The sequence below is a fragment of the Pantoea sp. sgz302252 genome, from assembly GCF_042610525.1.
Taxonomy (GTDB): domain Bacteria; phylum Pseudomonadota; class Gammaproteobacteria; order Enterobacterales; family Enterobacteriaceae; genus Erwinia.
Genome location: NZ_JBHDVM010000009.1, coordinates 49,257 through 74,827 on the forward strand (window position 1 = coordinate 49,257; position 25,571 = coordinate 74,827).

General features: G+C 55.9%; 19 protein-coding genes. 9 read left to right on the top strand and 10 right to left on the bottom strand.

Annotated features, from left to right (window positions below; all coding sequences use genetic code 11):
* Positions 1-19: 19 nt before the first annotated feature.
* The 3 genes from ACETPC_RS16425 to ygeW are packed head-to-tail and all read right to left on the bottom strand — an operon-like array spanning position 20 to position 3,666.
* Positions 20-1,234: a YgeY family selenium metabolism-linked hydrolase gene (locus ACETPC_RS16425; protein ID WP_380183407.1), complete on the bottom strand. Its 1,215-nt coding sequence runs from the start codon at positions 1,232-1,234 to the stop codon at positions 20-22.
* Entirely contained in the window at positions 1,228-2,439 is a 1,212-nt protein-coding gene (locus tag ACETPC_RS16430) for a diaminopropionate ammonia-lyase (protein ID WP_380183133.1), read from the bottom strand. Before ACETPC_RS16430 ends, ACETPC_RS16425 begins: the two co-directional genes overlap by 7 nt.
* A gap of 36 nt (positions 2,440-2,475) precedes the next feature.
* On the bottom strand, positions 2,476-3,666 hold the full coding sequence (gene ygeW, locus ACETPC_RS16435) for a knotted carbamoyltransferase YgeW (RefSeq protein WP_380183135.1): 1,191 nt from the start codon (positions 3,664-3,666) through the stop codon (positions 2,476-2,478).
* A gap of 355 nt (positions 3,667-4,021) precedes the next feature.
* Here ygeW and ACETPC_RS16440 point away from each other — a divergent pair, with 355 nt between their 5' ends.
* Positions 4,022-5,797 (top strand): sigma 54-interacting transcriptional regulator, encoded by a 1,776-nt coding sequence (locus ACETPC_RS16440; RefSeq protein WP_380183137.1) that lies wholly within the window; start codon positions 4,022-4,024, stop codon positions 5,795-5,797.
* Positions 5,798-5,800: 3 nt separating this feature from the next.
* Here the strand turns inward: ACETPC_RS16440 and ACETPC_RS16445 are convergent, their stop codons facing one another.
* Genes ACETPC_RS16445 through ACETPC_RS16455 form a run of 3 tightly spaced genes read right to left on the bottom strand, consistent with a single transcriptional unit; the run spans position 5,801 to position 10,060 of the window.
* Positions 5,801-6,367 (bottom strand): NTP transferase domain-containing protein, encoded by a 567-nt coding sequence (locus ACETPC_RS16445; protein ID WP_380183139.1) that lies wholly within the window; start codon positions 6,365-6,367, stop codon positions 5,801-5,803.
* 5 nt (positions 6,368-6,372) lie between these two features.
* Entirely contained in the window at positions 6,373-6,831 is a 459-nt protein-coding gene (locus tag ACETPC_RS16450; RefSeq protein ID WP_380183141.1) for a (2Fe-2S)-binding protein, read from the bottom strand.
* Between the two features lie 10 nt (positions 6,832-6,841).
* Positions 6,842-10,060: a molybdopterin cofactor-binding domain-containing protein gene (locus ACETPC_RS16455; RefSeq protein ID WP_380183143.1), complete on the bottom strand. Its 3,219-nt coding sequence runs from the start codon at positions 10,058-10,060 to the stop codon at positions 6,842-6,844.
* Positions 10,061-10,431: 371 nt separating this feature from the next.
* Here ACETPC_RS16455 and ACETPC_RS16460 point away from each other — a divergent pair, with 371 nt between their 5' ends.
* The 3 genes from ACETPC_RS16460 to fdhF are packed head-to-tail and all read left to right on the top strand — an operon-like array spanning position 10,432 to position 15,021.
* A complete protein-coding gene (locus ACETPC_RS16460; protein ID WP_380183145.1) occupies positions 10,432-12,360 on the top strand; it encodes an FAD-dependent oxidoreductase in 1,929 nt (642 codons plus the stop codon).
* The gene (locus ACETPC_RS16465; RefSeq protein WP_380183147.1) at positions 12,357-12,878 is read left to right on the top strand and encodes a 4Fe-4S dicluster domain-containing protein; all 522 of its coding nucleotides are present in this window, start codon (positions 12,357-12,359) and stop codon (positions 12,876-12,878) included. The genes ACETPC_RS16460 and ACETPC_RS16465 overlap by 4 nt, the downstream gene beginning before the upstream one ends.
* Positions 12,871-15,021 carry a formate dehydrogenase subunit alpha gene (gene fdhF, locus ACETPC_RS16470; RefSeq protein WP_380183149.1) on the top strand — a complete coding sequence of 717 codons (2,151 nt, stop codon included), beginning with the start codon at positions 12,871-12,873 and terminating at the stop codon, positions 15,019-15,021. The genes ACETPC_RS16465 and fdhF overlap by 8 nt, the downstream gene beginning before the upstream one ends.
* Positions 15,022-15,160: 139 nt before the next feature.
* Here the strand turns inward: fdhF and ACETPC_RS16475 are convergent, their stop codons facing one another.
* Together ACETPC_RS16475 and iolC are read right to left on the bottom strand one after the other, a co-directional pair.
* Complete coding sequence (locus ACETPC_RS16475; protein WP_380183151.1) at positions 15,161-16,000, bottom strand: MurR/RpiR family transcriptional regulator; 840 nt, start codon at positions 15,998-16,000, stop codon at positions 15,161-15,163.
* Between the two features lie 264 nt (positions 16,001-16,264).
* Positions 16,265-18,184, bottom strand: coding sequence for a 5-dehydro-2-deoxygluconokinase (gene iolC, locus ACETPC_RS16480; RefSeq protein ID WP_380183153.1), 1,920 nt, complete (start codon positions 18,182-18,184; stop codon positions 16,265-16,267).
* 529 nt (positions 18,185-18,713) lie between these two features.
* Here iolC and iolD point away from each other — a divergent pair.
* The 4 genes from iolD (at position 18,714) to iolE (ending at position 23,677) form a co-directional block, all read left to right on the top strand.
* A complete protein-coding gene (gene iolD / locus ACETPC_RS16485) occupies positions 18,714-20,654 on the top strand; it encodes a 3D-(3,5/4)-trihydroxycyclohexane-1,2-dione acylhydrolase (decyclizing) (RefSeq protein ID WP_380183155.1) in 1,941 nt (646 codons plus the stop codon).
* A 79-nt stretch (positions 20,655-20,733) separates the two neighbouring features.
* Positions 20,734-21,747 carry a Gfo/Idh/MocA family protein gene (locus ACETPC_RS16490; protein WP_380183157.1) on the top strand — a complete coding sequence of 338 codons (1,014 nt, stop codon included), beginning with the start codon at positions 20,734-20,736 and terminating at the stop codon, positions 21,745-21,747.
* 60 nt (positions 21,748-21,807) lie between these two features.
* Complete coding sequence (locus ACETPC_RS16495) at positions 21,808-22,689, top strand: sugar phosphate isomerase/epimerase family protein (protein ID WP_380183159.1); 882 nt, start codon at positions 21,808-21,810, stop codon at positions 22,687-22,689.
* A 91-nt stretch (positions 22,690-22,780) separates the two neighbouring features.
* On the top strand, positions 22,781-23,677 hold the full coding sequence (gene iolE, locus ACETPC_RS16500) for a myo-inosose-2 dehydratase (protein WP_380183161.1): 897 nt from the start codon (positions 22,781-22,783) through the stop codon (positions 23,675-23,677).
* 77 nt (positions 23,678-23,754) lie between these two features.
* On the opposite strand, the gene ACETPC_RS16505 is transcribed toward iolE, so the two are convergent.
* Both ACETPC_RS16505 and ACETPC_RS16510 read right to left on the bottom strand, forming a co-directional pair.
* Positions 23,755-24,312, bottom strand: a complete 558-nt coding sequence (locus ACETPC_RS16505; RefSeq protein WP_380183409.1) for a DcrB family lipoprotein — start codon at positions 24,310-24,312, stop codon at positions 23,755-23,757.
* Positions 24,313-24,442: 130 nt separating this feature from the next.
* Complete coding sequence (locus ACETPC_RS16510; RefSeq protein WP_380183411.1) at positions 24,443-25,108, bottom strand: 7-cyano-7-deazaguanine/7-aminomethyl-7-deazaguanine transporter; 666 nt, start codon at positions 25,106-25,108, stop codon at positions 24,443-24,445.
* A 197-nt stretch (positions 25,109-25,305) separates the two neighbouring features.
* Between ACETPC_RS16510 and tusA the strand changes: the two genes are divergently transcribed.
* Entirely contained in the window at positions 25,306-25,551 is a 246-nt protein-coding gene (gene tusA / locus ACETPC_RS16515) for a sulfurtransferase TusA (RefSeq protein ID WP_380183163.1), read from the top strand.
* The last annotated feature ends 20 nt before the right edge of the window (positions 25,552-25,571 follow it).

A 25,571-nucleotide genomic window follows, 5' to 3' on the forward strand; every position in this document is an offset into this window, starting at 1 on the left:
CGCGCCAGCTACGCCAGCATCAGGCCTGCTGTTGCAGCCAGGTCAGCGGCGTAGCGGCGTACAGGGCAGCACAGGTCACCAAATGCGCTTTCCAGGTTTTTTCATTTGGCGCGTGGGCTTCCGGCTCTTTGCCCGGCCCGAAGCCGATAACGGGAATGCCGTGGCGGCCCATAATAGAAACGCCGTTGGTGGAAAACGTCCATTTATCTACCACGGGTTCGCATTTAAACAGGCCGCGGTAGGCAGTGCTAAGAGCTTGCACGGTGAAGTGTTCAGGCCCGACTTTCCAGGTAGGGAAGTAGCATTCAGTGGGATAGACCAGCCCGGTCCAGGAAGGCCGTTCGTAGGTATAAAGCGAAACTTCTGCTTTCGCTGCCTTAACGGCAGGCAAAGCACGGATCTCCTCCAGCGCGTTTTCCCAGGTTTCGCCCCAGGTCAGGCGGCGGTCGATGGAGATGGCACAGCTGTCCGCCACTGCACAGCGGCTGGGCGAAGTAAAGAAAATCTCAGAAACGGTCAGGGTGCCTTTGCCAAGGAACTCGTCATCACCCAGTTGGCCGGAGAGATCCTGCAGCTCGGTCAGGATTGGTGCCATTTTGAAGATGGCATTATCGCCGCGTTCCGGTGCCGAACCGTGGCAGCTTACGCCCTGTACCTCGACCCGGATCTCCATACGCCCACGGTGACCGCGATAGATCTTACAGTCCGTAGGCTCCGTGCTGATAACGAATTCGGGCCTAATGTTCATCTGTTCAATCAGATACTGCCAGCACAGGCCGTCGCAGTCCTCTTCCTGCACTGTGCCTGTTATCAGCAGCGTATAATCATCTTCCAGATGCAGATCTTTAATGATCTTAGCCGCATAGACCATTGCCGCCATGCCACCTTCCTGATCGGAGGCGCCGCGTCCGCCGATCAGCTCATCATCCTCCATGCCCTCGTAAGGATCGAAATGCCAGTTTTTACGATTGCCGATGCCTACCGTATCAATATGGGCATCCATAGCCAGCAGGCGAGGGCCGTGGCCGATATAGCCCAGGATATTGCCCATAGGATCGACCTCGATCCTGTCGAACCCGACTTTTTCCATCTCCTCGCGGATACGTGCTATCACCCGTTTTTCATCGCAGCTCTCGCTGGGAATGGCGATCATATCGCGCAGAAAACGCGTCATTTCCGGCTGGTATTTATTTGCCAACTCAAGGATCTCTTCGAACGGAACGGTTTTCATGATTCACTCCTGTCAATGGTAACGCCGTCTTTTCCTTCCCATACCACTTCGCGATAGTGCTGCGGATCGGTGTCGCCTTCGGTGCTGAGCAGCAGCACGCGTGAAGCTGGGGTAAGCTTTAATTTCTGTTTCAGTGCCTCAGCCTGCGGATGGTGCAAAATAGCGGCCAGCACGCCTGCGCTGACCGCGCCCGACTCGCCGGAGACGATGCGCGGATCTTCCCCCAGCGGATTACCTAATACGCGCATGCCTAAAGCGGCCACGCGATCTTCGCAGGAGATAAACTGGCGGGCGCAGTCGCGCAGCAGCGGCCAGCCAAGCGGGTTCGGCTCGCCGCAGGCCAGCCCGGCCATAATGGTGTTCATCTCGCCGCCAACATTCACCATCTCTCCCTTTCTGGCCGAGCGAAAAAGGCAGTCGGCTTTATCCGGTTCTACCACCACGGCATGCAGCTTTTCGGCATCGTAAACATCGCTCAGGTAGCCAAGTACGCCAGCGGCCATGGCGCCTACGCCAGCCTGAAGAAAAACATGGGTAGGGCGAACAGCCATCGCCTGCATTTGTTCTACCGCCTCATCCGCCAGCGTGGCGTAACCCTGCATAATCCAGGTGGGCACTTCGCTGTAGCCTTCCCAGGCCGTATCCTGCACCACCTTCCAGCCGTGCTTCTCGGCATTGCGCATGGTCAAACGCACCGTGTCGTCATAGTTCATCTGGGTCACGATGCACTCCGCGCCCAGCTCGGTGATGTGTTTGACGCGGGCCTGAGAGGAACCTTTAGGCATATAGATAACGGCCCGCTGTCCCAGCTGGCGCGCTGCCCAGGCGACGCCGCGGCCGTGGTTGCCGTCCGTGGTGGTGGCGAAAGTCATAGGTTCGCGCTGCTGCTGCCGAAAGGCGGCAAATGAAAAATCGTGAATATCACAGCCGGTTTCTTTACAGAGCAGACGGGCGATAGCCCATGCGCCACCAAGCATTTTGAACGCATTCAGTCCAAAACGATGGGACTCGTCTTTAACCAAAATTTGTTCAACGCCAAGCGCGGCGGCAAAGGCGGGCAGAGAGAGTAATGGCGTAGGCCGATAGCCCGGCAGCTTGCTGTGAAAGGCTCGCGCCTCTCTGGCGGATTGCCGGTTAAACAGTTCGGAACGCCGGGGGGCAAAAGCGGTGTTATCCGCAATAGTCATTTTTAACGTGAAATTCGACATAGCTGACCTTTCCTTAAAAAAGCGAGCGGGTGGCCCTCAGCATTTGATTCTCGGCAGCGCTTCCTGCAGGCGCTGGCGCAGCACGACCGCGGGATCGGCAAATTTTCTGGCGAGGATCATGCTGGCGATAATCCAGGGCTTCCAACTGGCTTCTTTGTAAGTCGCGATGCGATAACGTTCGAAAACGCTGGCGGCCACTTCTCCCGCTTCGCAGGAAACGCCGGTGATATCGGCAGGCAGACAGTGCATATAGAGCGCTTTTCCGCCGCGGGTCAGCTTCATCATTTCTTCCGTACAGTGCCATTGTTGATGCTGCGCGTTTTGCTGCAGGCACCGCTGTTCCAGCGCTTTCAGCCCCGCACCGTCCTGACTGCGCAGCAGCGTGGTTCGCTGCTGCATCACCTGCCAGGGCGCCCAGGATTTCGGATAGACGATATCGGCATCGCGGAAAGCTTCCTCCATGCTGCTGACCTGGCGGAAGCTGCCGCCGGAGGCTGCGGCGTTGCGGCGGGCTGTCTCCAGCACCTCGGGGATCAGGTCGTAGCCTTCGGGATGCGCCAGCGTGACATCCATACCAAAACGGCTCATCAGGCCGATAATGCCCTGCGGTACCGAAAGCGGTTTGCCATAGCTGGGCGAGTAGGCCCAGGTCATGGCGATTTTTTTACCTTTCAGCTTGTCCAGCCCGCCGAAATGCTCTTTTAGCCAGGCCAGATCGGCCATCGACTGCGTAGGATGATCGATATCGCATTGCAGGTTAACCAGCGCAGGCCGCTGCGGCAGCACGCCCTGCTCGAAGCCCTCATCCAGCGCTTCGCCGACTTCTCGCATATAGGCGTTGCCCGCGCCTAAATACATATCGTCGCGGATGCCGATCGCATCGGCGCAAAAGGAGATCATGTTGGCGGTTTCCCGGACGGTTTCGCCATGGGCAATCTGCGATTTTCCTTCATCCAGATCCTGCTGCGTCAGGCCAAGCAGGTTCAGCGCTGAAGCATAGGAAAAGCGCGTGCGCGTGGAGTTATCGCGGAAAACCGAGATTCCAAGGCCGTTATTAAAAACCCGCGTGTCGATGTTTTTTTCCCGCATCATTTTCATTAACCTGGCGATATCGAGGATTTGTTCGAGCTCGCCGCGGGTCTGCTCCCAGGTAAGCAGAAAATCTTTACTGGCGAGGTCGGTTTTTCTCTGGCCAATGGCCTGCAGCAGTGCGCCTGTCTCTTCCATTTAAGCGGTTCCTTATAACGATAAAGTTATTCCACCGCTGACGGCGCGGCGGAAAGCCTGCCCGCTGTAATCAACTTTTGTGCCAGGGCGTACTGGCGTGCGCTTTTATGCGAAAAAAATGTGATCAATTTCTGAATTTGCGAGGCTTGCTGCAAAATAAAAACGAAATTGTTAATGAACGAGCTTTGTGCAGGGCAATGAACATGACAGCCGGTCGCCTGAAGGAGTATGGTGTTACGCGATCGTTGAATTCTCAGCGCTCAAAATGATAAAGCCCGCGGTTTCTCTCAAAATGAGATTCGGCGTCAGATTCTCCCGGATAAGAGAATGGACAGTGGATAAAAGGATATTTTCCATGGATGAAACCCCAACGCTGCCTTCGACCCTGATGGCGATACAGCCGACTATCCTGAATTTCAGTAGCCTGCTGGCTAACGTACTGGAAATGGAGGTGGAAGTTGTCGATCGCCATCTGATCCGCATTGCCGGCACCGGCCCCTATGGCCATCATTTTGGCCACAGCCCGGAGGGCAATACCAGCCTGCTGCGGAACGTCATCGAAACGCAGAAAGAGATGGTAGTGGTGGATTCGCGCCACAATCCTTTGTGCAAAGCCTGTCAACACCGCTCGACCTGCAAAGAGCGGGCCTTTATCGGCGTGCCTATTTTGGCTCCCCAGCGCTGTCTGGGCGTTATCAGTCTGATCGCCGTTAACAATGAACAGCATCGTAAACTTAGTGATAATGCGGAAATGTTCGTGCAATACATGCAGCATGTTTCCCGCCTGCTGGTGGCTAACCTTGCCAGCGTACAGCAGCGGCTGCCACAAAATGATGCCGTTTTACATATTTTGCTGGGTAATATGGATCAGGGCGTGATCCTGCTGGATCGCGACAGCAAAATTAAAGTTGTTAACGATCGGGCGCTAAGCCAACTGCATGCGACGCAGGACAGTTTAACAGGGCGGCCACTGATTATTGAGCCGTTAAGCCGCCAGCGTGAGGCGAGTAAAGGTAATGCGCAGTACCGTGTCAGGCTGGACGATCGGCAACTGCTGCTAACGGGTCAGCTGCATCACGCCGGAAATCAGACGCTGTTTTTAATGGCTTTTCATCAGGATGCTTCCGGCACGCCTCTTCTGGTCGAAAACGAGCCGCCCGGCATTGAACGTCTGGTAGGAAAATCGGATGTTATCTGCCAGCTAAAACAGTTAATCGTGCGCATCGCCTCCAGCCCTTCGAGCGTGATGATTCTGGGTGAAAGCGGAACCGGCAAAGAAGTGGTAGCGCGGGCGATTCATCGGCTCAGTAAAAGACACGATAAGCCGTTTGTGGCAATAAACTGCGCCGCTATCCCGGAGAACCTGCTGGAAAGCGAGCTGTTTGGCTATGTGAAAGGCGCCTTCACCGGCGCGGCGCCAGGCGGGCGGGCGGGGCTAATCCAGTCAGCTAATGGCGGCACGCTGTTTTTGGATGAAATTGGCGATATGCCACTAAGCCTGCAGGCCCGGCTACTAAGGGCGATTGAAAACCGCGAAGTGCTGCCGGTCGGTGCCAGTCGACCCGTGCCGGTTGATATCCGAATTATTTCCGCCACGCATCAGAATCTGCGAAGGTTTATCGCGGAAGGAAAATTTCGTGAAGATCTTTACTACCGTCTTAACGTTATCCCGCTGGAAGTGCCGGCGCTGCGCGATCGCAGCGGCGATATTGAACTACTGCTGCACTATTTTATTAATCTTCATTCGCAGCGCGTCGGCTGCACCTATCCTGGCGTTAGCCGGGAAGTGATCAGACTGCTGCAACGTTACCCCTGGCCAGGCAACGTGCGCGAGCTAAGCAATTTGGTCGAATATTTGGTCAACATAGTACCGGAAGGGGAAGTGATTGATAGCGCGCTGTTGCCGCCGCTGTTTCATACCGCCGTTCGTCCGGTCACGCCAGCGCTTTCCATGCCGGAAATGATGGATGAGCATCAAGAAGAAGAGGGTGCGAAGCTAAAATTCCTGGAAAAAAACCTGATTGAAGAGGCGTTGCAGCGTACCCGTAATAAAAAGCAGATAGCGGAAGAGCTGGGCATCGGCGTGGCGACGCTCTATCGCAAAATAAAGAAATATGGACTTAAAGCATGAGTCCTAACAGGCGGTGGCCAGCCGCTTTTGATATTGTTCGGGAGTATCCAAATCCCAGTGAATGGCCCGGCTTTCCACCGGTACGCTGGTATAGCCATATGCGCGGATCAGCGATCGCAAATTGCTTTCTTCCGGCGCGGCCAAAATATGAGTAGCCAGCGTAAAAGGCAGCAAAACCGGATGGCCGTTTTTCCCGGCATAGCTCGGCAGCAGACAGCCGCAGCTCTGCTGTTGCCAGAGCTGCGCGTAGACTTCTGCATCGATAGCTGGCATATCGCCCGGCACCACAAAAAATCGTCCGCCAGAGAGGGCGGCCGCGCCGCAGCGAACAGATGAAAACATGCCCGCCTGATAGCGCACGTTATAACAAAGCTGGACAGCAGAACATCCCATGTAGCGCTGGTGTAGCTCGGCTGCGCGATGGCCGGTTACCAGTATAACCCTGTCGCAGAATGCCAGGGCGTTATCCAGCGCGCTGTCCAGCACCGTGCTGCCTTGCCACGGCAGCAGCATTTTCCAGCTGCCCATCCGCGAAGAGAGGCCGGCCGCCAGCATAATGCACTCTTTCATCTGCCTTAATCTTTTAGTACGGCTTTAATTGACTGAATAATCGGTTGATAGCCGGTACAGCGGCAAAGATTGCCCTCAAGGGCTTCGGCTATCTGGTTATCGCTGGGCTGGGGGTGTTTATCCAGTAGCGCTTTGGTGCTCATCAAAACGCCCGGCGTACAAAAGCCGCACTGCACGCCGCCATGCCGCACAAATGCCTGCTGGAGTTTCTGACCGATCTCATCCTGATGCAACGCCTCGATAGTGGTAATTTCCGCGCCTTCGCATTGTGCCGCCAGCAGCAGGCATGAACAGACGGATTTGCCGTTCATGATAACCGTACAGGCTCCGCACTCGCCTACCGAGCAGCCTTCTTTAGTGCCGGTCAGCTGCAGATCCTCCCGCAGAAAATCAAGCAGGCGTCGATTGTCCCCTACCGTTGTTTCAACCTGTACACCATTTACTGTCAGCCTGATCTCATTCATGCTTTGCTCCTTAATATGCCGCGGCTTCACGGGCTTCCTGCAATATCTGCCGTAACATGTCTAACGCTACCGGCACTTTGTACGCAGCGGACCAGCGATTGCCTATTGCGGCCATTAGCTGTGCCTCAAGGGCCTGGGCCGCCGCCTCGATTTGGGCGGCGGTCAGCGTTTGTCCGGTCAGGACTTTTTCAACCGCAATCAGGCGCTGCGGTTTGCTTAACAGCGCGCCGTCTACCAGCCGACAGCGGACTAAAATCCCCGCTTTGTTAAAGGTGAACTGGCCGGTAAAGCTCTGGCGGGTGATATTTAACGCGTTGCGGCGGCCCAGCTGCAGATAACGCTGCTGTAAACCAGCGTCACGATAAGGCGCAGGCAGGATCACCGCCGTCAGTAACTCGTCCGGTTGTAGCTGAGTGCGATAGCCAGCGGTAATAAAATCCGCCAGCGGCATGTTGCGCCGGGCCTTATGGCTTTGCAGTACCACTGCCGCATCGTAAATAATCAGTGGCGGTACTGAATCTGCGCAGGGCGCGGCGTTGACGATATTGCCGCCGATGGTGGCGCGGTTGCGTAGCTGTAAGGAGCCAATGGTGTTGCAGGCAGTGACCAGCAGCGGATAGTCCGCCTGAATCTGTTTGTTGGCCGTTAGCTCGCTAAAGCACACGCCCGCGCCGATAGTTATGCCTTCTTCGCAGGGCGCAATAGTTTTTAGCTCAGCCAAACCAGAAATATCTACCAGCGGCAAAGGTGCCGTGCTGAGCCTTGCCTGTACCAGCACATCCGTACCGCCAGCGATTGGCCTGCTGCTGCCATCGGCCAGCGCCTGAAGCGCTTTCTCCAGCGTTCGGGCGCGATAAAACCGCAGCGTATTCAGGCGCAGAACCTGTTTTTTATCGCCAGATTCCGCCAGCAGCTCGCTCTGCCTGACCGGTTTTTTCAGGGCATAACCCAGGCGAACCTGCTCCAGCGTAAGCGGTAGCGCGTAGTTGCGCCGCCCAAGCGCGAAACTTACGGCGTTATTCAGCGCTGCGCCGCCCAGTTCCAGCACGGGTTCGCCGATAACTTTCGCGCCGTAAGGGCCAGCCTTGTCGTGATTTTCTACCGCGACGATATCAATATTGGGGACATCTTTAATGGTGGGCAGCAGGTAGGTATCGAAGTTCTCTGACTTGACCTCGCCCTGCTCAATATTGAACTCCTCCAGCATGGCGTAACCGATCATGCCCTGCACCAGGCCGCCGTATACCTGCCCTTCAAAGCCAACTTTATTGATTACCTTGCCGACGTCGTGCACCGCCGTGGCATTGTTGAAGGAAATTTTCCCGGTACGTGTATCCAGAGCGATATCGGCGACCTGACAACCGTAAACCCAGGTGAAATAAGGGCTGCCGCAGCCTTTTTCTTCATCCCAGTGGATATCCGGCGCTACGTGCCAGCCATAGGCGGAAAGGTTGGCACCGGTGGCTCTGGTAATATCAACAACCTGCTGAAAATCCAGACGCTTCCAGGGATGTCGGGCATTGAACACCTTGCCGTTTTCAAACACCAGCTCGTCATCGGTGGCTATCTCCAGCTCTTTTTTCAGCGCTTTTTTCATGCTTCGCTTGAGCTGGTCTGCCGCGTTAAGCACCGCCTGGCCGCCCATCAGCGTCCCGCGTGAAGCTACGGTGGAACCGCCATCGGCAATCATGGCGGTTGCCGGGTCGGTAAAATGGACGCAATCCAGGCTCAGGCCGAAAGCCTCTGCCGCGATCAGCGACATCGTGGTTTGCAGACCCTGGCCATTCTCAGAGACGGAGGTGGAAACATTAAGGCTGCCGTCGGCGTTGATTTGGATCAGTGCGGAAGAAGCATCCAGCCCCTCGGCACCCAGCGAACAGCCGCGGTGGCTCAGTGCCAGGCCAATGCCGTATTTAATCGGGCCGCCCTTTTGGTTAAGCTGCTGATAGTATTCCCGCTTTGCCAGAAACTCGGTTTTATCAATAGCTTTTTCCAGTACTTCCCGGGCGGAAACCTTATGTTCGCTGAAAACCTGCCCGGCCATGCTGGTGTCGTTTTGCTGCAGCACATTTCTCAGGCGCAGTTCCACCGGCGACAGCCCCATTTTCTCGGCAACTTCGTCCATTAAAGATTCGTTAGCGAAAATAACCTGCGGCGCGCCGAAGCCCCGATAGGCGGAGGTGTAATTGTTGTTGGTGTAAATGCCAGTAATATCGATGCGAACGTTAGGGATCCTGTAGGGTCCGGCGGCCTGCACGGAGCTGCGCCAGGTCACGAAAGGCGTCTGTCCTGCGTAGCTACCGCCATCCGCCAGGATATCGATTTTAATTGCCTGAATGCGCGCTTCGTCGTCCAGCCCAATTTTATAATGCATTTGGTAGGGATGGCGCTTATAGCTCTCCCGCATTGACTGCTCGCGGTTATAGGTCATTTTTACCGGGCGCGAAGTCAGTAAAGCCAGCAGCGCCGCGCGGCAGGCCAGATGATCGATAATATCGTCCTTGCCGCCGAAAGAGCCGCCAAGAATGGAACGCTTCACGTTGACCTTAGCCTGAGGAAGATCCAGATATTTGGCCACCATGCCGCGTACGCGATGCGCATTTTGTATTGACCCATATACCGTTACGATCTGTTCGTTATCGTCATAACCGACGGTAATGGACTCTGGCTCTATATAAGCGTGTTCCTGAAAACCCACCTCAAAATCACGCTCGAGAATATGGGTGGAAGCGGCAAAACCCGCTTCGATATCCCCTTTGATCGTGTGGTGGTGGTTGATGATATTGTTCTCTTTATCGCTATGGATTAGCCGCGCACCGGGCCTTATTGCTTCTTTGACCGAGGTGACCGGCGTCCAGGGCTTATAGGTCACGCGGATTTTATCGGCGGCCTGGCAGGCTATCTCATAGCTTTCCGCCGCGATTACGGCGATAACGTCGCCACGGAACGCGATTTCACGATCGACGATAGGGGGGTAATCGGGGATGACTACGCCGATAAAACGCTGGCCAGGAATATCTTTCCAGGTGGCGATTTTGACCACGCCCGGTATTTTCTCTGCCTCTGTTAGATCCAGCGAGGCAATCTCTCCTGCGGCGATATCGGCATAGCGGCACACGCCGTAAAGCATATTTTTTAATACGACATCGTCGCCATAAACGGCAGCGCCCTTGACCTTCGCCAGGCCGTCAACGCGCGGCACTTCACTGCCAACCAAAAGTGTTTTCACAGGGTTTTGCCCTCCTGATACGCTGCACCAGGCCTGCCCCAAGCAAGCGTTATGCCAGAACAGAATGCAGCGCTTCAGAAACACCAGGGTTGTGATCCGCATCAGAACAAACCCGATAAAATGTGCAAAGCCCCGGCTCAACGCCGTGGCGTAAGATTTCACTTTGGCGTTTTTTTTCTCAAAATGAGAAGCCTTTCTCGCAAGGGAGTAGGCCTGTGACCGCGCTAAGCCTTGAGAAACCAGGTTTTGCGCTGCGAAATGCGGGCCGCTTCACAAAATCTGTCTTTACTCCGCTTTTTGCCGCAAACGGCCCTTTTTTTGCATCTTTCAGGACAGTGAAAGGGATCTGTGCGGCACAATAAGGAGAAAAAATGAACCGGTTTGTCACTGTTAATCCCGGCGAATGTATTGATTGTCACGTCTGTGAGGTGGCCTGCGTGCTGGCGCATGGCGATGGAGAATGGCCCGCTATCCGCCAGCAGTTCCGCCCGCGTATTCACCTGGTCAAAGGCTGTGGCCCCGTTACCTGTCGCCAATGCAATAGTGCGCCCTGCGTAGCCAGCTGCCCGACCGGTGCACTGGCTTTCAGCCGTAGCAGCGTGCAGCTATATGAGGAAAAATGCATAGGCTGCAAAAACTGTCTGCTGGCCTGTCCGTTTGGCGCGATTGAACCAGCGGCGTCAACAGAAACGGTAAGCAAGTGCGATCTCTGCCAGCAAAGCGAAAAGGGCGCGCCGGCCTGCGTGGCCTCCTGTCCTACGCAGGCGCTGCACCTGATGGACGAAAAAGCGCTGGCGCAACTCCAGCATAGCCGCCAGCATGCCAGCGCCGAAGGCAGAAAGCATCCTGCAACGGCAAGGCGCGCCGCCAGGCTGCTGGATAAGCCGGCTCGTATTGGCGCACGCAAACTGGAGGCCAAAGCGCGTAAGCAGCATTTCCATGAAATTTACCAGGGCTTTTCCCCGGCGCAGGCCGTTTATGAAGCGGAACGCTGTCTCTATTGCGCACAAAAAGCCTGGTGTGGCTGGGCCTGTCCACTGCATAACGCCATTCCCGACTTCATCCGTCTGGCGGCACAAGGGAAAATTATCGAAGCGGCGGAGCTTTCCCATCAAACCAGCAGCCTGCCGGAAATTTGCGGACGGGTATGTCCACAGGATCGGCTCTGCGAAGGTGCTTGTACCCTGAATGGGCGCTTGGGTGCGGTCACTATCGGCAATATTGAACGTTACATTACCGACGAGGCGTTAAAACAGGGCTGGCGGCCAACTTTCCCGTCGGTCGAACCGCGTCGGGAAAAAGTGGCCGTAGTGGGAGCCGGGCCCGCCGGGCTGGGCTGTGCCGATATTCTGAAGCGCGGTGGGGTGCAGGTAGATGTTTACGATCGCCATCCTGAAATTGGCGGCATGCTGACTTTCGGCATTCCCTCTTTCAAGCTTGATAAACAAGTGATGGTAAATCGGCGCGCTATTTTCAGCGAAATGGGCATTCGCTTTCATCTCAACTGCGAGATCGGCCGCGATATGCCTTTTTCCCGACTGCTTGAAGAGTACGATGCCGTGTTTCTGGGGGTTGGCACCTATCAGCTGATGCAGGCGGGGCTGGAGCATGAAGACGCGCCCGGCGTTATTCAGGCCCTGCCTTATCTTACGGCTAACACCCGCCGGGTAATGGCGCTGGAAGAAGACAAGCGGCAGCCATACATCTCAATGAAGGGCAAAAAAGTAGTCGTGCTGGGCGGCGGCGATACGGCGATGGACTGCGTGCGTACAGCTGCCAGGCAGCAGGCGAAACAGGTGATTTGCGCCTACCGTCGCGATGAAGAGAGCATGCCAGGCTCGAAGAAAGAGGTCGCCAATGCCCGCGAAGAAGGCGTGGAGTTTATGTTTAACCTTTTACCGCAATTTATTGAGCTGGATAAATCCGGGCGGCTGAGCGGCATTGGCATGATCCGCACCGTTTTAGGCGAGCCTGGCAGCGACGGGCGGCGCAAGCCGCAGCCGGTTAAAGGTTCCGAATTCGTCCTTGCCGCTGATGCGCTGATCCTGGCCTTTGGTTTCCAGGCGCACGAGATGCCCTGGCTGGCCGGACAAGATATCCGCTTCGATCGCTGGGGACTGATCGAAACGGGGGTTGGATGCTACACAACGCAAACCAACAACCCAAAAGTTTTTGCCGCTGGCGACGCCGTGCACGGTGCCGATCTGGTAGTAACGGCAATGGCGGAAGGCCGCCGCAGCGCGCGCGAGATCCTTGCCATGTTCGCGCAAAACGGAGCAGTTAAGGAGCAGGCGTCATGAGCCATTTTATCGTTGCCCAACCTGAAAAATGCATCGGCTGCTATACCTGCGAGGTTGCCTGCGCCGTTGGGCATGAGGGGACGCCTCTGCTGGCGGCCCGTCACTATTTTCCCCGGCTAAAGGTAGTTAAATCGGCGCAAATCAGCGTGCCCGTTATGTGCCGCCAGTGCGAAAATGCCCCCTGCGTGGCGGCCTGTCCCGTGGCGGCGCTTTATAAAGGCGAGCAGGCTATAGAGACGCAGAGCCAGCGCTGCATCAACTGCAAAAGCTGCGTAATCGCCTGTCCTTTCGGCGCGATAGAGATTGTCGGCAAAAACGAGGCGGTGCCGCAGATAGTGAAGTGCGATCTCTGCGCCGGGCAGCAGGCAGGGCCAGCCTGCGTTCGCGTTTGTCCAACCGGCGCGCTTACGCTAGTGACCGCCGGCGACCTGACTCGCCAGCAGCAAAAACAGCAGCGAGCCGCAGCGAAAAGCCAGCTGCATGCTCATATTCCGGAAGAGGTAAAAACGCATGGATAAAGCTATTGTGGTTTGCCCCTATTGCGGCTGCGGCTGCAAAATCGCGCTACAGATTGCAGAAGGTAAAGTGGTTGGTGCAGAAGGTGCCCCGGGCGTTACCAATGAAGGAAGACTCTGCCTGAAAGGCTACTTCGGCTGGGAGTTTCTGAACAACACCCGTCTGCTCACACCCCGACTCCAGCATCCCGCTATTCGTCGTAAACGCGGCGGGCCTTTTGAAAAAGTAAGCTGGCAGGAAGCCATTGACTTTGTAAGTTCCAGGCTACAGAAAATCCGAAATAAATTCGGTCCGGAAAGCATTATGGTCACCGGTTCGTCGCGCGGGCCGGGCAACGAAACTAACTACGTTATGCAAAAATTCGTGCGTGCCGTGCTGGGCAGCAACAATATCGACTGCTGCGCAAGAGTTTGCCACGGCCCGTCCGTTGCCGGTTTGCAAGCCACGCTGGGCAACGGGGCGATGAGCAATTCCCTGCAGGACATTGAAGAGAGCGACTGCCTGCTGATTTTCGGCTATAACGCGGCGGATTCTCATCCCATCGTAGCCAGACGGATCCTGAACGCAAAGGCAAGAGGCGCCAAAATTATTGTCTGCGACCCACGCTATATCGAGAGCGCCAGGCTGGCCGATCTGTGGCTGCCGCTTAAAAACGGCAGCAATATGGCGCTGGTAAACGCTTTTGCCCACGTTTTGATTGCAGAAAAACTGTGGAATAAAAGCTATATCGATAAGCATACGGAAGGGCTGGAAGCCTGGTGTGAAGTGGCGCAGCGCTATTCGCCCGAAGCGGTACAGTCGATCACGGGCCTGAAACCGGAACGGGTTCGCCAGGCGATGAGGATGTATGCCAGCGCGCGCAATGCCACCATTTTATGGGGGATGGGCGTAACCCAGTGGGGCCAGGGCGTTGACGTGGTGAAAGGGCTTTCCGGCCTGGCGCTGGCTACCGGTAACTTTGGCCGGCCTGGCGTCGGCGTTGGCCCGGTCAGAGGTCAAAACAACGTACAGGGTGCCTGCGACATGGGCGCTTTGCCAAATGTTTATCCAGGCTACCAGTCCGTTGCCGACAGGGCGGTAAGAGAGAAGTTTGCCGCCGCCTGGGGCGTTGAATCGCTGAGCGACAAACCCGGCCACTCGATTACCGATGTACCGCACCTGGCGCTGGAAGGCAAGCTGCATGCCTACTGGATCATGGGCGAAGATCCGCTGCAAACCGAACCGGATCTTGCCCTGATGCGTCAGGCAATGGCGAAGCTGGATCTGATCGTAGTGCAGGATATTTTTATGACTAAAACCGCCGAGCTGGCGGATGTGCTGCTGCCAGCCACCAGCTGGGGCGAGCATGAAGGGGTTTATACCAGCGCCGATCGAGGGTTCCAGCGTTTCGATAAAGCCGTGGAGCCGCAGGGTGATGTGCTGGTGGATTGGGAAATCATCAGCAGGGTGGCGCGGGCGATGGGCTATCCCATGCATTACGATAACAACAAAGAGATTTGGGACGAACTGCGCGCGCTCTGTCCGCTCTATGCTGGCGCAACCTGGGAAAAAATGGCCGGGTTCGGCTATGTGCAGTGGCCCTGTCCCGATGAATCCCATCCCGGCACGCGTTATCTCTATGAGGGCAACCGCTTTTCGCGCCCTTCTGGCAAAGGCCTACTTTATGCCTGTGACTGGCTGCCCCCAGCTGAGGAGACCGATCGGGAATGGCCGCTGGTGCTCTGCACGGTAAGAGAAGTCGGGCATTACAGCTGCCGTTCCATGACCGGTAACTGCCACGCGCTGACGGCGCAGGCGGACGAACCCGGCAGAGTCCAGATAAATACGGAGGATGCGCGTCAGCTGGGCATTGAAAACGGGGAACTGGTATGGGTAGCGTCCCGACGCGGTAAAGTAATCAGCCGCGCCGACGTTAGCGACAGGACAAATAAGGGCGCCGTTTATATGACTTATCAGTGGTGGATTGGCGCCTGCAACGAGCTGACTCTCGATCACCTTGACCCGGTAGCGAAAACGCCAGAGTTCAAACATTGCGCCGCCAGAGTAGAGAAAATAGCGGATGCGCAATGGGCAGAGCAGCAGGTAGCGGAACGCTATCAGCAGCTAAAAGATCGGCTGGCGCAAGCGGCGGCACCGCTGGCCTGAGAGTTATTATCCGGCGCTGTCGGCACGGGTAGGCGCCGGGTTGTCGTTAAGGCTTAGTTGCAAAAAGCCTTTCTGTGAAAGCCTCTGGCTTATTGCCTGAAACAGGACGGCCCGCTGCTTGTTGACGCAGCCCGTTCGGTCAGGTTTTGGCGTTATTCAGTGCCAGGGAGACGGCCAGCGTTTGCGCCAGGCAAAGCGAGGCCACCTGTGAACGGAAGCCGTCAACCTGAGCTTCGCGCACCACGAAGCAAACATCGCTAAAGGCGGCCAGCGGGCTGACCTGGCTGTCGGTAATAGCTATCTGCTGTGCGCCACGTTTGGCACCCAGTTCCACCAGCTCCACGGCTTCGCGGGCATAAGGCGAATAGCTGATGGCGATAACTACATCTTTTGGGTTAACCATGCTGAGCTGTTCGGTAAACATGCCGCCAAGGCCGTCGATCAGAAAAGCCCGACGCTCCAGATGACGCAGCGCGTAGGTCAGATAGGAGGCAACGCTGAACGAGCGGCGCAGGCCGATCACATAGATGTTTTCCGCCTGGGCCAGCAGCTCTACGGCTTTGTTGAGCTGTTCCGGATTGGTCTGCATCGCCAGCTGTTGCAGCGCCTGCGAATTAACCATGGTAAATACGTTAAGGATTTCAGCGGGATTCTCCGGCGGCGTGGCCGTTTCATCCGTGGAGGTCTGACGGAAGAGGCGGGCGCGTTCAGTATAGTTTACGGTCTCTTCCATCAGATGCTGGCGGAAAACCTGTTTCATTTCGTTGAAACCGCTAAAACCAAAGGCATTGGAGAAACGGATCAGCGTGGAAGGGGGTACGTCCGCCTGCTGGGCAATCGACGCCACGGTGTCGAAAGCGATACTGTTGCTGTTGTCGAGGATATAGCGAGCCACCTGTTTCAGGCGCTTACTCAGGGTGTCGTAGCGACGACGGATATCGTCCTGTAACAGGGAAAGCTGTGTTGGGGTAATAGTCATTCACTCAGGCTCGCTAAAATTTAGTCATATTCTTCTGGCGGTTATTCTATCAGATGAACAAAAAATTTCACTTGCAAACGGAATTCAGCGGTTCTATTTCATCGCTATATGAATTGCATCACAGAAAAAACACGATCGGCGCGCCTTTGCAGAGGATCGCTTTATTTAGCTACCTGAAACAGGCTAAAGGCAAACGGCGGGCAGGATAACCGCACCGCCGACAGTCAGAGAAAACAGCCAACGGTGCGGGTTACGGGCAGAGAATTAGTTGGACGGACGAACTTCCTGCCAGTAGTCAATCAGGCGCAGATAGTTGCCTTTGACTTCAGCGATCAGCGCCTCGTCGTTGAGCTCGCCCTGTAGCCACTGGCGCGAAGGCTGGCCGAAAATGGTGCGGCCTACGGCAAAGCCTTTTACCCATGGCGCCTGCGCCGCCGCCGCGAAACCGGCTTTTAGCTTCTCTTCCGGCGCATCCAGACCCAAAATCAGAATGCCACGGCACCAGGGATCCTGCTGCTCAATTAGCCCGCTGATGGCCTGCCAGCTTTCCAGGCTGAGCGGCGGCAGCTTCCACCAGTCGGGCTGAATGCCCAGCGAGTAAAAGTGGCTCAGCATCTCCAGATAGTAAGACTCTTTTTTATCCGGGTTGTGTTCCGGCAGGATCACCTCTAACAGCAGCTCATGACCGGTTTTATTACAGCCGCGCCAGACGTCGAGGATCAGCTCATCCTGCTCTTTGCGCAGTTCAGCGCTGTCGTGTGGATGGTAGAACACCAGACACTTCACCACATGCTCCTGCGGCCAGTCCACCAGCTGGGAGCCGATATTGCCATGTTCCAGCCGCAGCGGCCTGGAACTCGGCATTTCAATCGGGCGTCCAATCCACCAGCCTTTGCCGGTAATAGCGTTCAGTGTCGACTGCCCGAAAGTCGTATCCGCCAGAATACCGCTGCGGCGATCCAGGCCGGCTTCTGTTGCCGCTTCCTGCGCCGCGCGCAGCAGCAGCAGCTTCAGTTCCGGCAGGCGCGTGGTATCCACGCCCGCTTCGTTCGCCATATCCACCAGCTGCTTGCGATGATCGAAGGCGAACACGCAAAGCTCAGGCCACTGCTGTTTACGCGTAGTGACGCGGTGCAGATGGTTAAGCCGGCTATCCAGATCCGGACGTTTAACCTCGCTGTGGCGGCTGAGAAAATCATCCAGTTCGGCTTTGGTCGGCATAGCAGGCGCGCAGCCATGTCGGGAAACCACCAGCGCGCCGCAGGCATTGGCATAGCGGCATGCCTGCTCCCAGCTTTCGTCGTTCAGCCAGCCGCGTAGCAGGCCAGACATAAAGGCATCGCCCGCGCCGAGTACGTTCAGCACCTCTACGCGCACGCCGCTTTGCAATTTTGTTTGCTCCCAGCTATCCGGAATGTCGCCTTCCAGTACTACACAGCCCAGCGCGCCGCGTTTACACACCAGCGTCGCTTTGGTCGCCTGGCGTACGTTTTTCAGCGCGGTTAGCGTATCGGTGCTGCCGCCAGCGATATGAAACTCTTCTTCAGTGCCAACCACCAGATCGAAATAGTGCAGCACTTCCTGCAGCTGCTGCGTTACGTGGCTGGATTCGATAAAGCGGGTTTCGCCGTCGCCGAGCGAGGTCAGGCCCCACAGCACCGGACGATAGTCGATATCCAGCGCGGTGCGCAGGCCATGACGGCGCGCTATTTCCAGCGCTTTCAGCACGGCGGCGCGGGTATCAGGATGAGACAGATGCGTGCCCGTCACCGCGACAGCGCGAGAAGAGGCGATGTAATCTTCTTTAATATCTTCGGGCGTCAGGCCCATATCGGCACAGTTATCGCGATAAAACACCAGTGGAAAAGTATCCTGATCTTTGATCCCCAGGATGACCAAACCGGTCAGCCGGGTTTTATCGGTGATCAAACATTCGGTATCTGCGCCCACGCGCTGCAGCTCTTCCCGCAGAAAACGGCCCATGTGCTCATCACCTACGCGAGCCAGCATGCCGGATTTCAGCCCCTGAATAGCCGTGCCGTAAGCGACGTTTCCGGACGAACCGCCGAGATATTTGGAAAACGTGCTCATATCTTCCAGCCGGGCGCCGATCTGCTGACCGTAGAGATCAACGGCAATGCGCCCGATACAGATCACATCAAGCCGCTTCTGTTGTGTACTCATTCTGTTTTCCTTCTGTGATAAGCCAGCCGCGCTGTTTTAGCGCATCCTCCTGAACGCATAGCGGCGTCCGGATAGGGGGTGAAAGCAGTATGGGGAATAAAAATTTCAACTTCAACATGGAATGAAATTATTACCCCAAAAATGTGAAGTGGCTAAAACTCTCGCCAATCACGCCCGCTTTTCCGCCACCAGAGAGAAATTTCATCTATTCGCAGGCCAGAAAACAGCACGCAAAGTGCCGGATATTTTGCAGTTAAGAGGCTGAATAGTATTGGAATTATGCTTGACTATTCTTTCTGGAAAAGCCCCGAATCCGTCTGTTGGGACGCTTGCCTTTGCAACAGCCGTTTCATGACATTATTTGATCTCTCTCGCAAAATGAAATGTTTCTTCTGTAATGTAGTTTAGTGAAAAAAATATTTGTTTATAATCGCCTCACGTTTCACTTTCGGCCATTACCGCAGTGGCGATTACTCAGGCGAAGCGCGGCAGGTCAACGGCCTGTCGCCTTACCGTAAAGGAAGAGCAAATGGGCAAGATCAGATTAACCACGGCACAGGCCCTGGTCAGATTTCTGGACAACCAGTATCTGTCGGTAGATGGCGTCGAGAGCAAATTCGTGAAGGGCATCTTCGCTATTTTCGGCCACGGCAACGTATTGGGATTGGGGCAGGCGCTGGAGCAGGACAGCGGCGATCTGGTGGTGCATCAGGGCCGTAACGAACAGGGCATGGCGCATGCCGCCATAGGCTATGCCAAACAGAAGCTGCGCCGTGAAATCATCGCCTGTACCTCTTCCGTAGGGCCTGGCGCGGCCAATATGATTACCGCAGCGGGCACCGCCTCTGCTAACCGCATTCCTTTACTGCTGCTGCCCGGCGACGTCTTCGCCACGCGCCAGCCCGATCCGGTGCTGCAGCAGATCGAGCAGCATCACGATCTCAGCATCAGCACCAACGATGCCTTCCGCGCGGTCAGCAAATACTGGGACAGGGTAAACCGGCCGGAGCAGCTGATGACCGCCTGTATCAACGCCATGCGCGTGCTGACCGATCCAGCGGAAACCGGCGCGGTAACTATTTCGCTGCCGCAGGATGTGCAGGGCGAAGCCTGGGATTTCCCCGACTACTTCTTCCAGAAGCGCGTGCATCTGTTAGATCGCCGTTTGCCAACGGAAGCGCAGCTGGCCGCCGCGCTCAGGCTGCTGGCAGGCAAAAGCAAGCCGCTGATCGTCTGCGGCGGCGGCGTAAAATATTCCGAAGCGGGCGAGGCGCTGCGCCAGTTTGCCGAACGCCACCAGATCCCTTTCGCGGAGACCCAGGCAGGCAAGGGCACTCTTCTCTCCGATCATCCGCTGAACGTTGGCGGCGTGGGTGAAACCGGCTGCCTGGCGGCTAATCTGCTGGCGAAAGAGGCCGATCTGGTGATTGGGGTCGGCACCCGCTACACCGACTTCACCACCGCCTCTAAATGGATCTTCCAGAACCCGGATGTCAGCTATATCAATATCAACGTCAGCAGCTTTGACGCTTACAAGCTGGATGGCGTTCAGGTGGTGGCCGATGCCCGCGAGGCGCTGACCGCGCTGGACGATCGCCTGGCCCGGCAGGGCTTCGCCAGCGGCTGGGGAGAAAAAATCACTCAGGCGCAGAGCAAGCTGCTGAAAGAGACGCAGCGCGTTTATCAGGCGGTGTACAGCAGTGACGGCTTCGTGCCGGAAATCGACGATCACCTGGATCGCGAGGCGGTGTTCGCCGAGTTCAACCGGCTGACGGATTCCTTCCTGACGCAGAGCAGCGTACTGGGCACGCTAAATGAAAATCTCCCAAAGGATGCAGTGATCGTCGCCGCTGCCGGTAGCCTGCCGGGCGATTTGCAGCGCGTGTGGCGTAACAAGGACTACAACAGCTACCACGTCGAGTACGGCTACTCCTGTATGGGCTATGAGGTCAACGCCTCGCTGGGCGTCAAGCTGGCTGAGCCGCACCGCGAGGTCTATACGCTGGTCGGCGATGGCTCTTTCATGATGCTGCACTCCGAGCTGGTGACCTCTATTCAGGAGAGAGCCAAGATCAACGTAGTGCTGTTCGACAATATGACTAATGGCTGTATCAACAACCTGCAAATGGAACATGGCATGGACAGCTTTACCACCGAGTTTCGTTTCCGTAATGCGGAAGGTGGCAAGCTGGACGGCGGCTTTGTGCCGGTGGACTTCGCCGCTATTGCCGCCGGCTATGGCTGCAAAACCTGGCGCGTTACCACGCTGGAGCAGCTAAAGCAGGCGCTGGAAGAGGCACGCCAGTCGCCGGTCTCGACGCTGATTGACGTCAAGGTGCTGCCAAAAACCATGGTGCACAAGTATTTCAGCTGGTGGCGCGTTGGCGGCGCACAGGTGTCGCAGTCTGAACGCGTCGACGCCGTTGCCCGCATGCTGAACGAGCATATCGACCAGGCGCGTAAATACTAATTAATTTTTGTGGCCTGAACCGGACTGGATTTTCCCGTCCGGAAGACTCCCCTATAACCTGGATTTGAACGGAGTAGTTATGACACTGAAACTTGGCGTAATCGGCACCGGCGCAATCGGACAGGAACATATTCGTCGTTGCAGTAAAGTGTTGCAGGGCGCGAAAGTGGTAGCTGTTTCCGATATTAATATCGAAGGCGCCAAAGGCGTGGTCAGCCGCCTGGGGCTGGATGCGGAGGTCTATGCCAACGGGCACGACGTGATCCGCTCTTCCGACGTGGACGCGCTAATCGTGACCTCCTGGGATCCCACGCATGAAGAGTTTACGCTGGCGGCCATCGCGGCTGGCAAGCCGGTATTCTGCGAAAAACCGCTGGCGCTGACCGCCGAAGGCTGCCGCCGCGTTGTGGATGCCGAGATCGCTCACGGCAAGCGTCTGGTACAGGTTGGCTTTATGCGCCCTTACGACACAGGCTACCGCGCGCTGAAGCAGGTTATCGCCAATGGTGAAATCGGCGAGCCGCTGATGCTGCACTGCGCGCACCGTAACCCAACGGTGCCGGAGAGCTATACCACAGATATGGCGATCACCAGCACCCTGATCCACGAGCTGGATGTGCTGCGCTGGCTAACCGAAGACGACTATAAAACTGTACAGGTGGTCTTCCCGCGCGACACCAAAAATACCCATGCGAAACTGCGCGATCCGCAAATCGTGCTGTTCGAAACGCAAAAGGGCCTGCGCATTGATGTCGAAATCTTTGTGAACTGCGCCTACGGCTACGATATCCAGTGCGAAGTGGTCGGTGAAACCGGCATCGCCAGACTGCCGGAACCTTCTTCCGTGCAGCTGCGTAAAGAGGCAAAACTTTCAACTTCCATTCTGACCGACTGGAAAGATCGCTTTATCGATGCCTATGACGTTGAGCTGCAGGCCTTTATCAACGACGTCACTGCTGGCGAACTACACGGCCCGTCAGCCTGGGATGGCTATGCAGCATCGGTAGCGGCAGATGCCTGCCTGAAGGCGCAGGAGAGCGGCGCGATCGAAAGCGTAGAGCTGCCGCCGCGTCCGGCGTTCTACAACAAATAGTCTCCACAGGCTCCTCTGCGCAGGCGGAGGAGCCGCCAAACGATTAGCAGGGAGAAACTGATGAAGATTGCCTTTGACGTTGATGTCATCAAAGATTTAGGCATCACCAAAATGGTTCACCAGGTGGCGGAGTGGGGCTACAAATACATCGAGCAGTCGCCACATCCGCAGATCAACCCATTCTACAAGCACCCTAAAGCCAGCCGGGAAATCATCACCGAATACAAAAACGCGCTGCGCGAAACCGGGCTGGAAATCTCCTCTTATATCGTGGTCTATCGCTGGTCAGGGCCGGACGAGGCCAGGCGCCAGGCGGCGGTACGCAACTGGAAGCGCATGATCGAAATAGCGGTGGAAACCGGTGTTCAGGTCATTAATACCGAACTTTCCGGCAACCCTAACGAGCCGGAAATCTGCGAAGAGATGTTTTACCGCTCCATGGAAGAGCTGCTGCCCATCGTCGAACGGGAAGGCATCCGCATCGAAATCCAGTCCCATCCGTGGGATTTCTGCGAGGAAAACAACGAAACCGCCGACCTGGTGAAGTCGTTCCGCAGCGAAAACGTAAAATACCTCTACAGCGCGCCGCACACCTTCTTTTACGACAAAGGCAAAGGCGATGTGAAAAGCATGCTGGAGTATGCGGGCGGCGATCTCTCGCACGTGCTGATTGCCGATACCATGAACCACACCAAACACTGTCGCTACATCGTCAATCCGCCAGGCGTAGACGCCACCATTCATCAGCACGTAGGCGTAGGTGAAGGCGAAGTGGATTTCGATACGCTGTTCAAAACCCTGCGTGAGATGGATTTTGCCAACCGCACTTATAAAGTGGGCGGCGAGTCGATCATAGCCGCGTCGCTGTTCGGCTATCCGGAGAAAATGAAGCATCAGGCGATAGAACACCGCGAACTGATTGAACGAGAGCTGCTGCGCTAACGCCGGGCAAGCGTCCCGATGAAAACCAAAGCGCGGAAAGCCGGATCGGGCGCCCCGCGCCACCCTATGGATTGACCGCTGAGAAACCACTATGAACAAAGAAAACGTAAAGCTGGCAATAGCCCCCATCGGCTGGACTAATGATGATATGCCAGAGCTGGGTGCGGAAAACACCTTCCAGCAAATCGTCAGCGAAATGGCGCTGGCGGGCTTTACCGGCAGCGAAGTCGGCAGTAAATATCCCCGCGATCCGGCGGTGCTGAAACCTATGCTGGAAATCCGCGGCATTCAAATCTGCAACGCCTGGTTCAGCACCTTTTTCGCCAACGGCGAAAAAGCGAAGACCATTGATGAATTTATCAATCATCGTGATTTTCTGCATGCGATGGGCGCGAAGGTAATCGGCTGCTCCGAACAGAGCAAAAGCATCCAGGGCACCGGGCTGGCGGTACTGGAAGAGAAGCCGCATTTCACCGAAGAAGAGTGGCAACTGACGGCGGAAGGCTACAACGAGCTGGCCAGGCTGGCGGCGGAAAAAGGCATGCAGGTCTGCCTGCATCACCATATGGGCACCGCTATCCAGACCACGGCGGAAATAGACAAATTTATGGCGTTGACCAACGACGACGTTTATCTCCTGTTCGATACCGGTCACGCTTATTATTCGGAAGGCAGCCAGGCGCAAATGCTGGCTATCCTGGAAAAGTATCTGCCGCGTATCAATCATGTGCACCTGAAAGACGTGCGCGATGAGGTAGTTGCGCAGGTCAGAAGCCAGCGCCTCTCTTTTCTGGACGGCGTAAAAAAAGGCACCTTCACCGTGCCGGGCGATGGCGTAATCGACTTTGCCCCGGTATTTAAAATTCTGGACGAATCAGGCTATAAGGGCTGGATGGTCGTCGAGGCAGAGCAGGATCCGGCCTTAGCCAATCCGTTTGAATATGCCGTAAAGGCCAGGAAATATATCCGCGAACACGCGGGCCTGTAGATTATCTGGCGCTAACGCAATGAATTAAAATGGCCCCTGACCATAATGGCAGGGGCCGTTTTTCTGAGGGCTGGGTCTTACTTCAGCACTACTGTATTGATAATGTTTTCTGCTTCGGTCTGCGACTGCTGCTGGTTATCCGCAGGCAGCGTGATTTGCAGCGTCAGCAGCTTGCCGTCCACTTTCGCCAGCAGTACCGACGACCAGGAAGACTGGCCCTTGGCCGAAATCACCGTATCCAGCTGCTGCGCGGGCTGGCCTTTCAGCTCAATAGATTTACTGGTGACGACCTGCAGCTGCGGATCGCGATTGCGCTGCTGATCTTCCAGACGCTTAGCCAGCACGTCCAGGCTCTCTGTGGTGGCGTCGCCTGCGATCACAATAATCGCCTTCTGACCGGTGGCGTCGGCGTAAACGTGCATATTATTCGCCTGCGTACCCATCTTGCCGCTCTGATCGGACATGCCCGCCGGCAGCGAGAAGCTAAGCTTGCCGTCCATCAGGGTCACCGTCTGGCTGCTTTGGCTGCTGCTGACGCCGTTATCGTCGGCCGCGGCTTTATCATCTTTGCCGTCGCAGGCGGCCAGGCCGACCACCAGTAAACCGATACCGGCATATTTCAGTAAGTTACGCATCATGATCCCTTTACGTTAGTCGTATGCTTTATTCAGCAACTTATAGAATAGCAATCAGTGAGTAAAAGCAACCGGCCAGGCCAAAGCGGCGTATCAGGCCGCGGCTGGCTTAATCTCACTGCCTGACAGACTAGCCGAAGTTAACCTGGGCGCCAGAAGATTTTTCCGTTAAACGCTTCAAGGTAGCGTTAAGCAGTACGCCATAGGCAGGAAGGAAGAAAATCATGCAGATAAGCACTTTAAAGCTGTAATCCACCAGCGCAATCTCCACCCAGTTCTGCGCCATAAAAGGATCGGGGCTTTTATAGAAGGCGATAAAAAAGAATGCCAGCGTATCGCTGATATTGCCCAGAAACATGGCGCTGGCAGGCGCTATCCACCACTGCGGCAGCTTGCGCAAGCGGTTAAAGACATGCACATCCAGAATCTGGCCCAGCGCATAGGCCATAAAGCTGGCGCAGGCGATACGGGCGACAAACAGATTAGCGCTTTCCAGTGCGGCCATTCCCTGCCACGCGCCCTGGTAAAACAGGGCAGAAATAGCGTAAGAGATAAACAGCGCCGGGATCATCACCGCCAGGATAATACGGCGGGCCAAAGGTGCGCCAAAAATCCGCACTGTCAGATCGGTAGCCAGAAAAATAAACGGAAAGCTGAAGGCACCCCAGGTGGTGTGGAAGCCGAAAACTGAGATAGGTAGCTGTACCAGATAGTTACTGGAGATAATTACCAGTAAATGGAACAGCGATAGCCAGACCAGCGCATGCTTGCGCTGACGAGAAGAGAAAGCAATCATCATGTCACCTTTTTGAACATTGGGGTGAGGGAACCCAAAAAAATTGTATGTCGCCTGAGCGATTGCGCGGCATCTTACCGAAACAGCCTGCTAATGCAATGGTTAATTTTAGCGCAAACGTTAACGTCGGGTGCCTGGCTTGCACATGTTGTTTGCAGGGGTAAAATAGAGCCATTTCCTGTCTGATTGAGAATAAAATGAGCGAACTCTTCGCAAATCCCGACCAAACCCTGGACGCGCTGGGCCTGCGCTGTCCCGAACCGGTAATGATGGTGCGCAAGGCCGTGCGCCATATGCAGGAAGGCGAAACCCTGCTTATTATCGCGGACGATCCGGCTACTACTCGCGATATTCCTGGCTTCTGCCGTTTTATGGAGCACCAGCTGCTGGCGCAGGAGACGGACGCGCTGCCCTATCGTTATCTGTTGAAAAAAGGATTGTAGCCCCGTTTAACAGCCGCTCG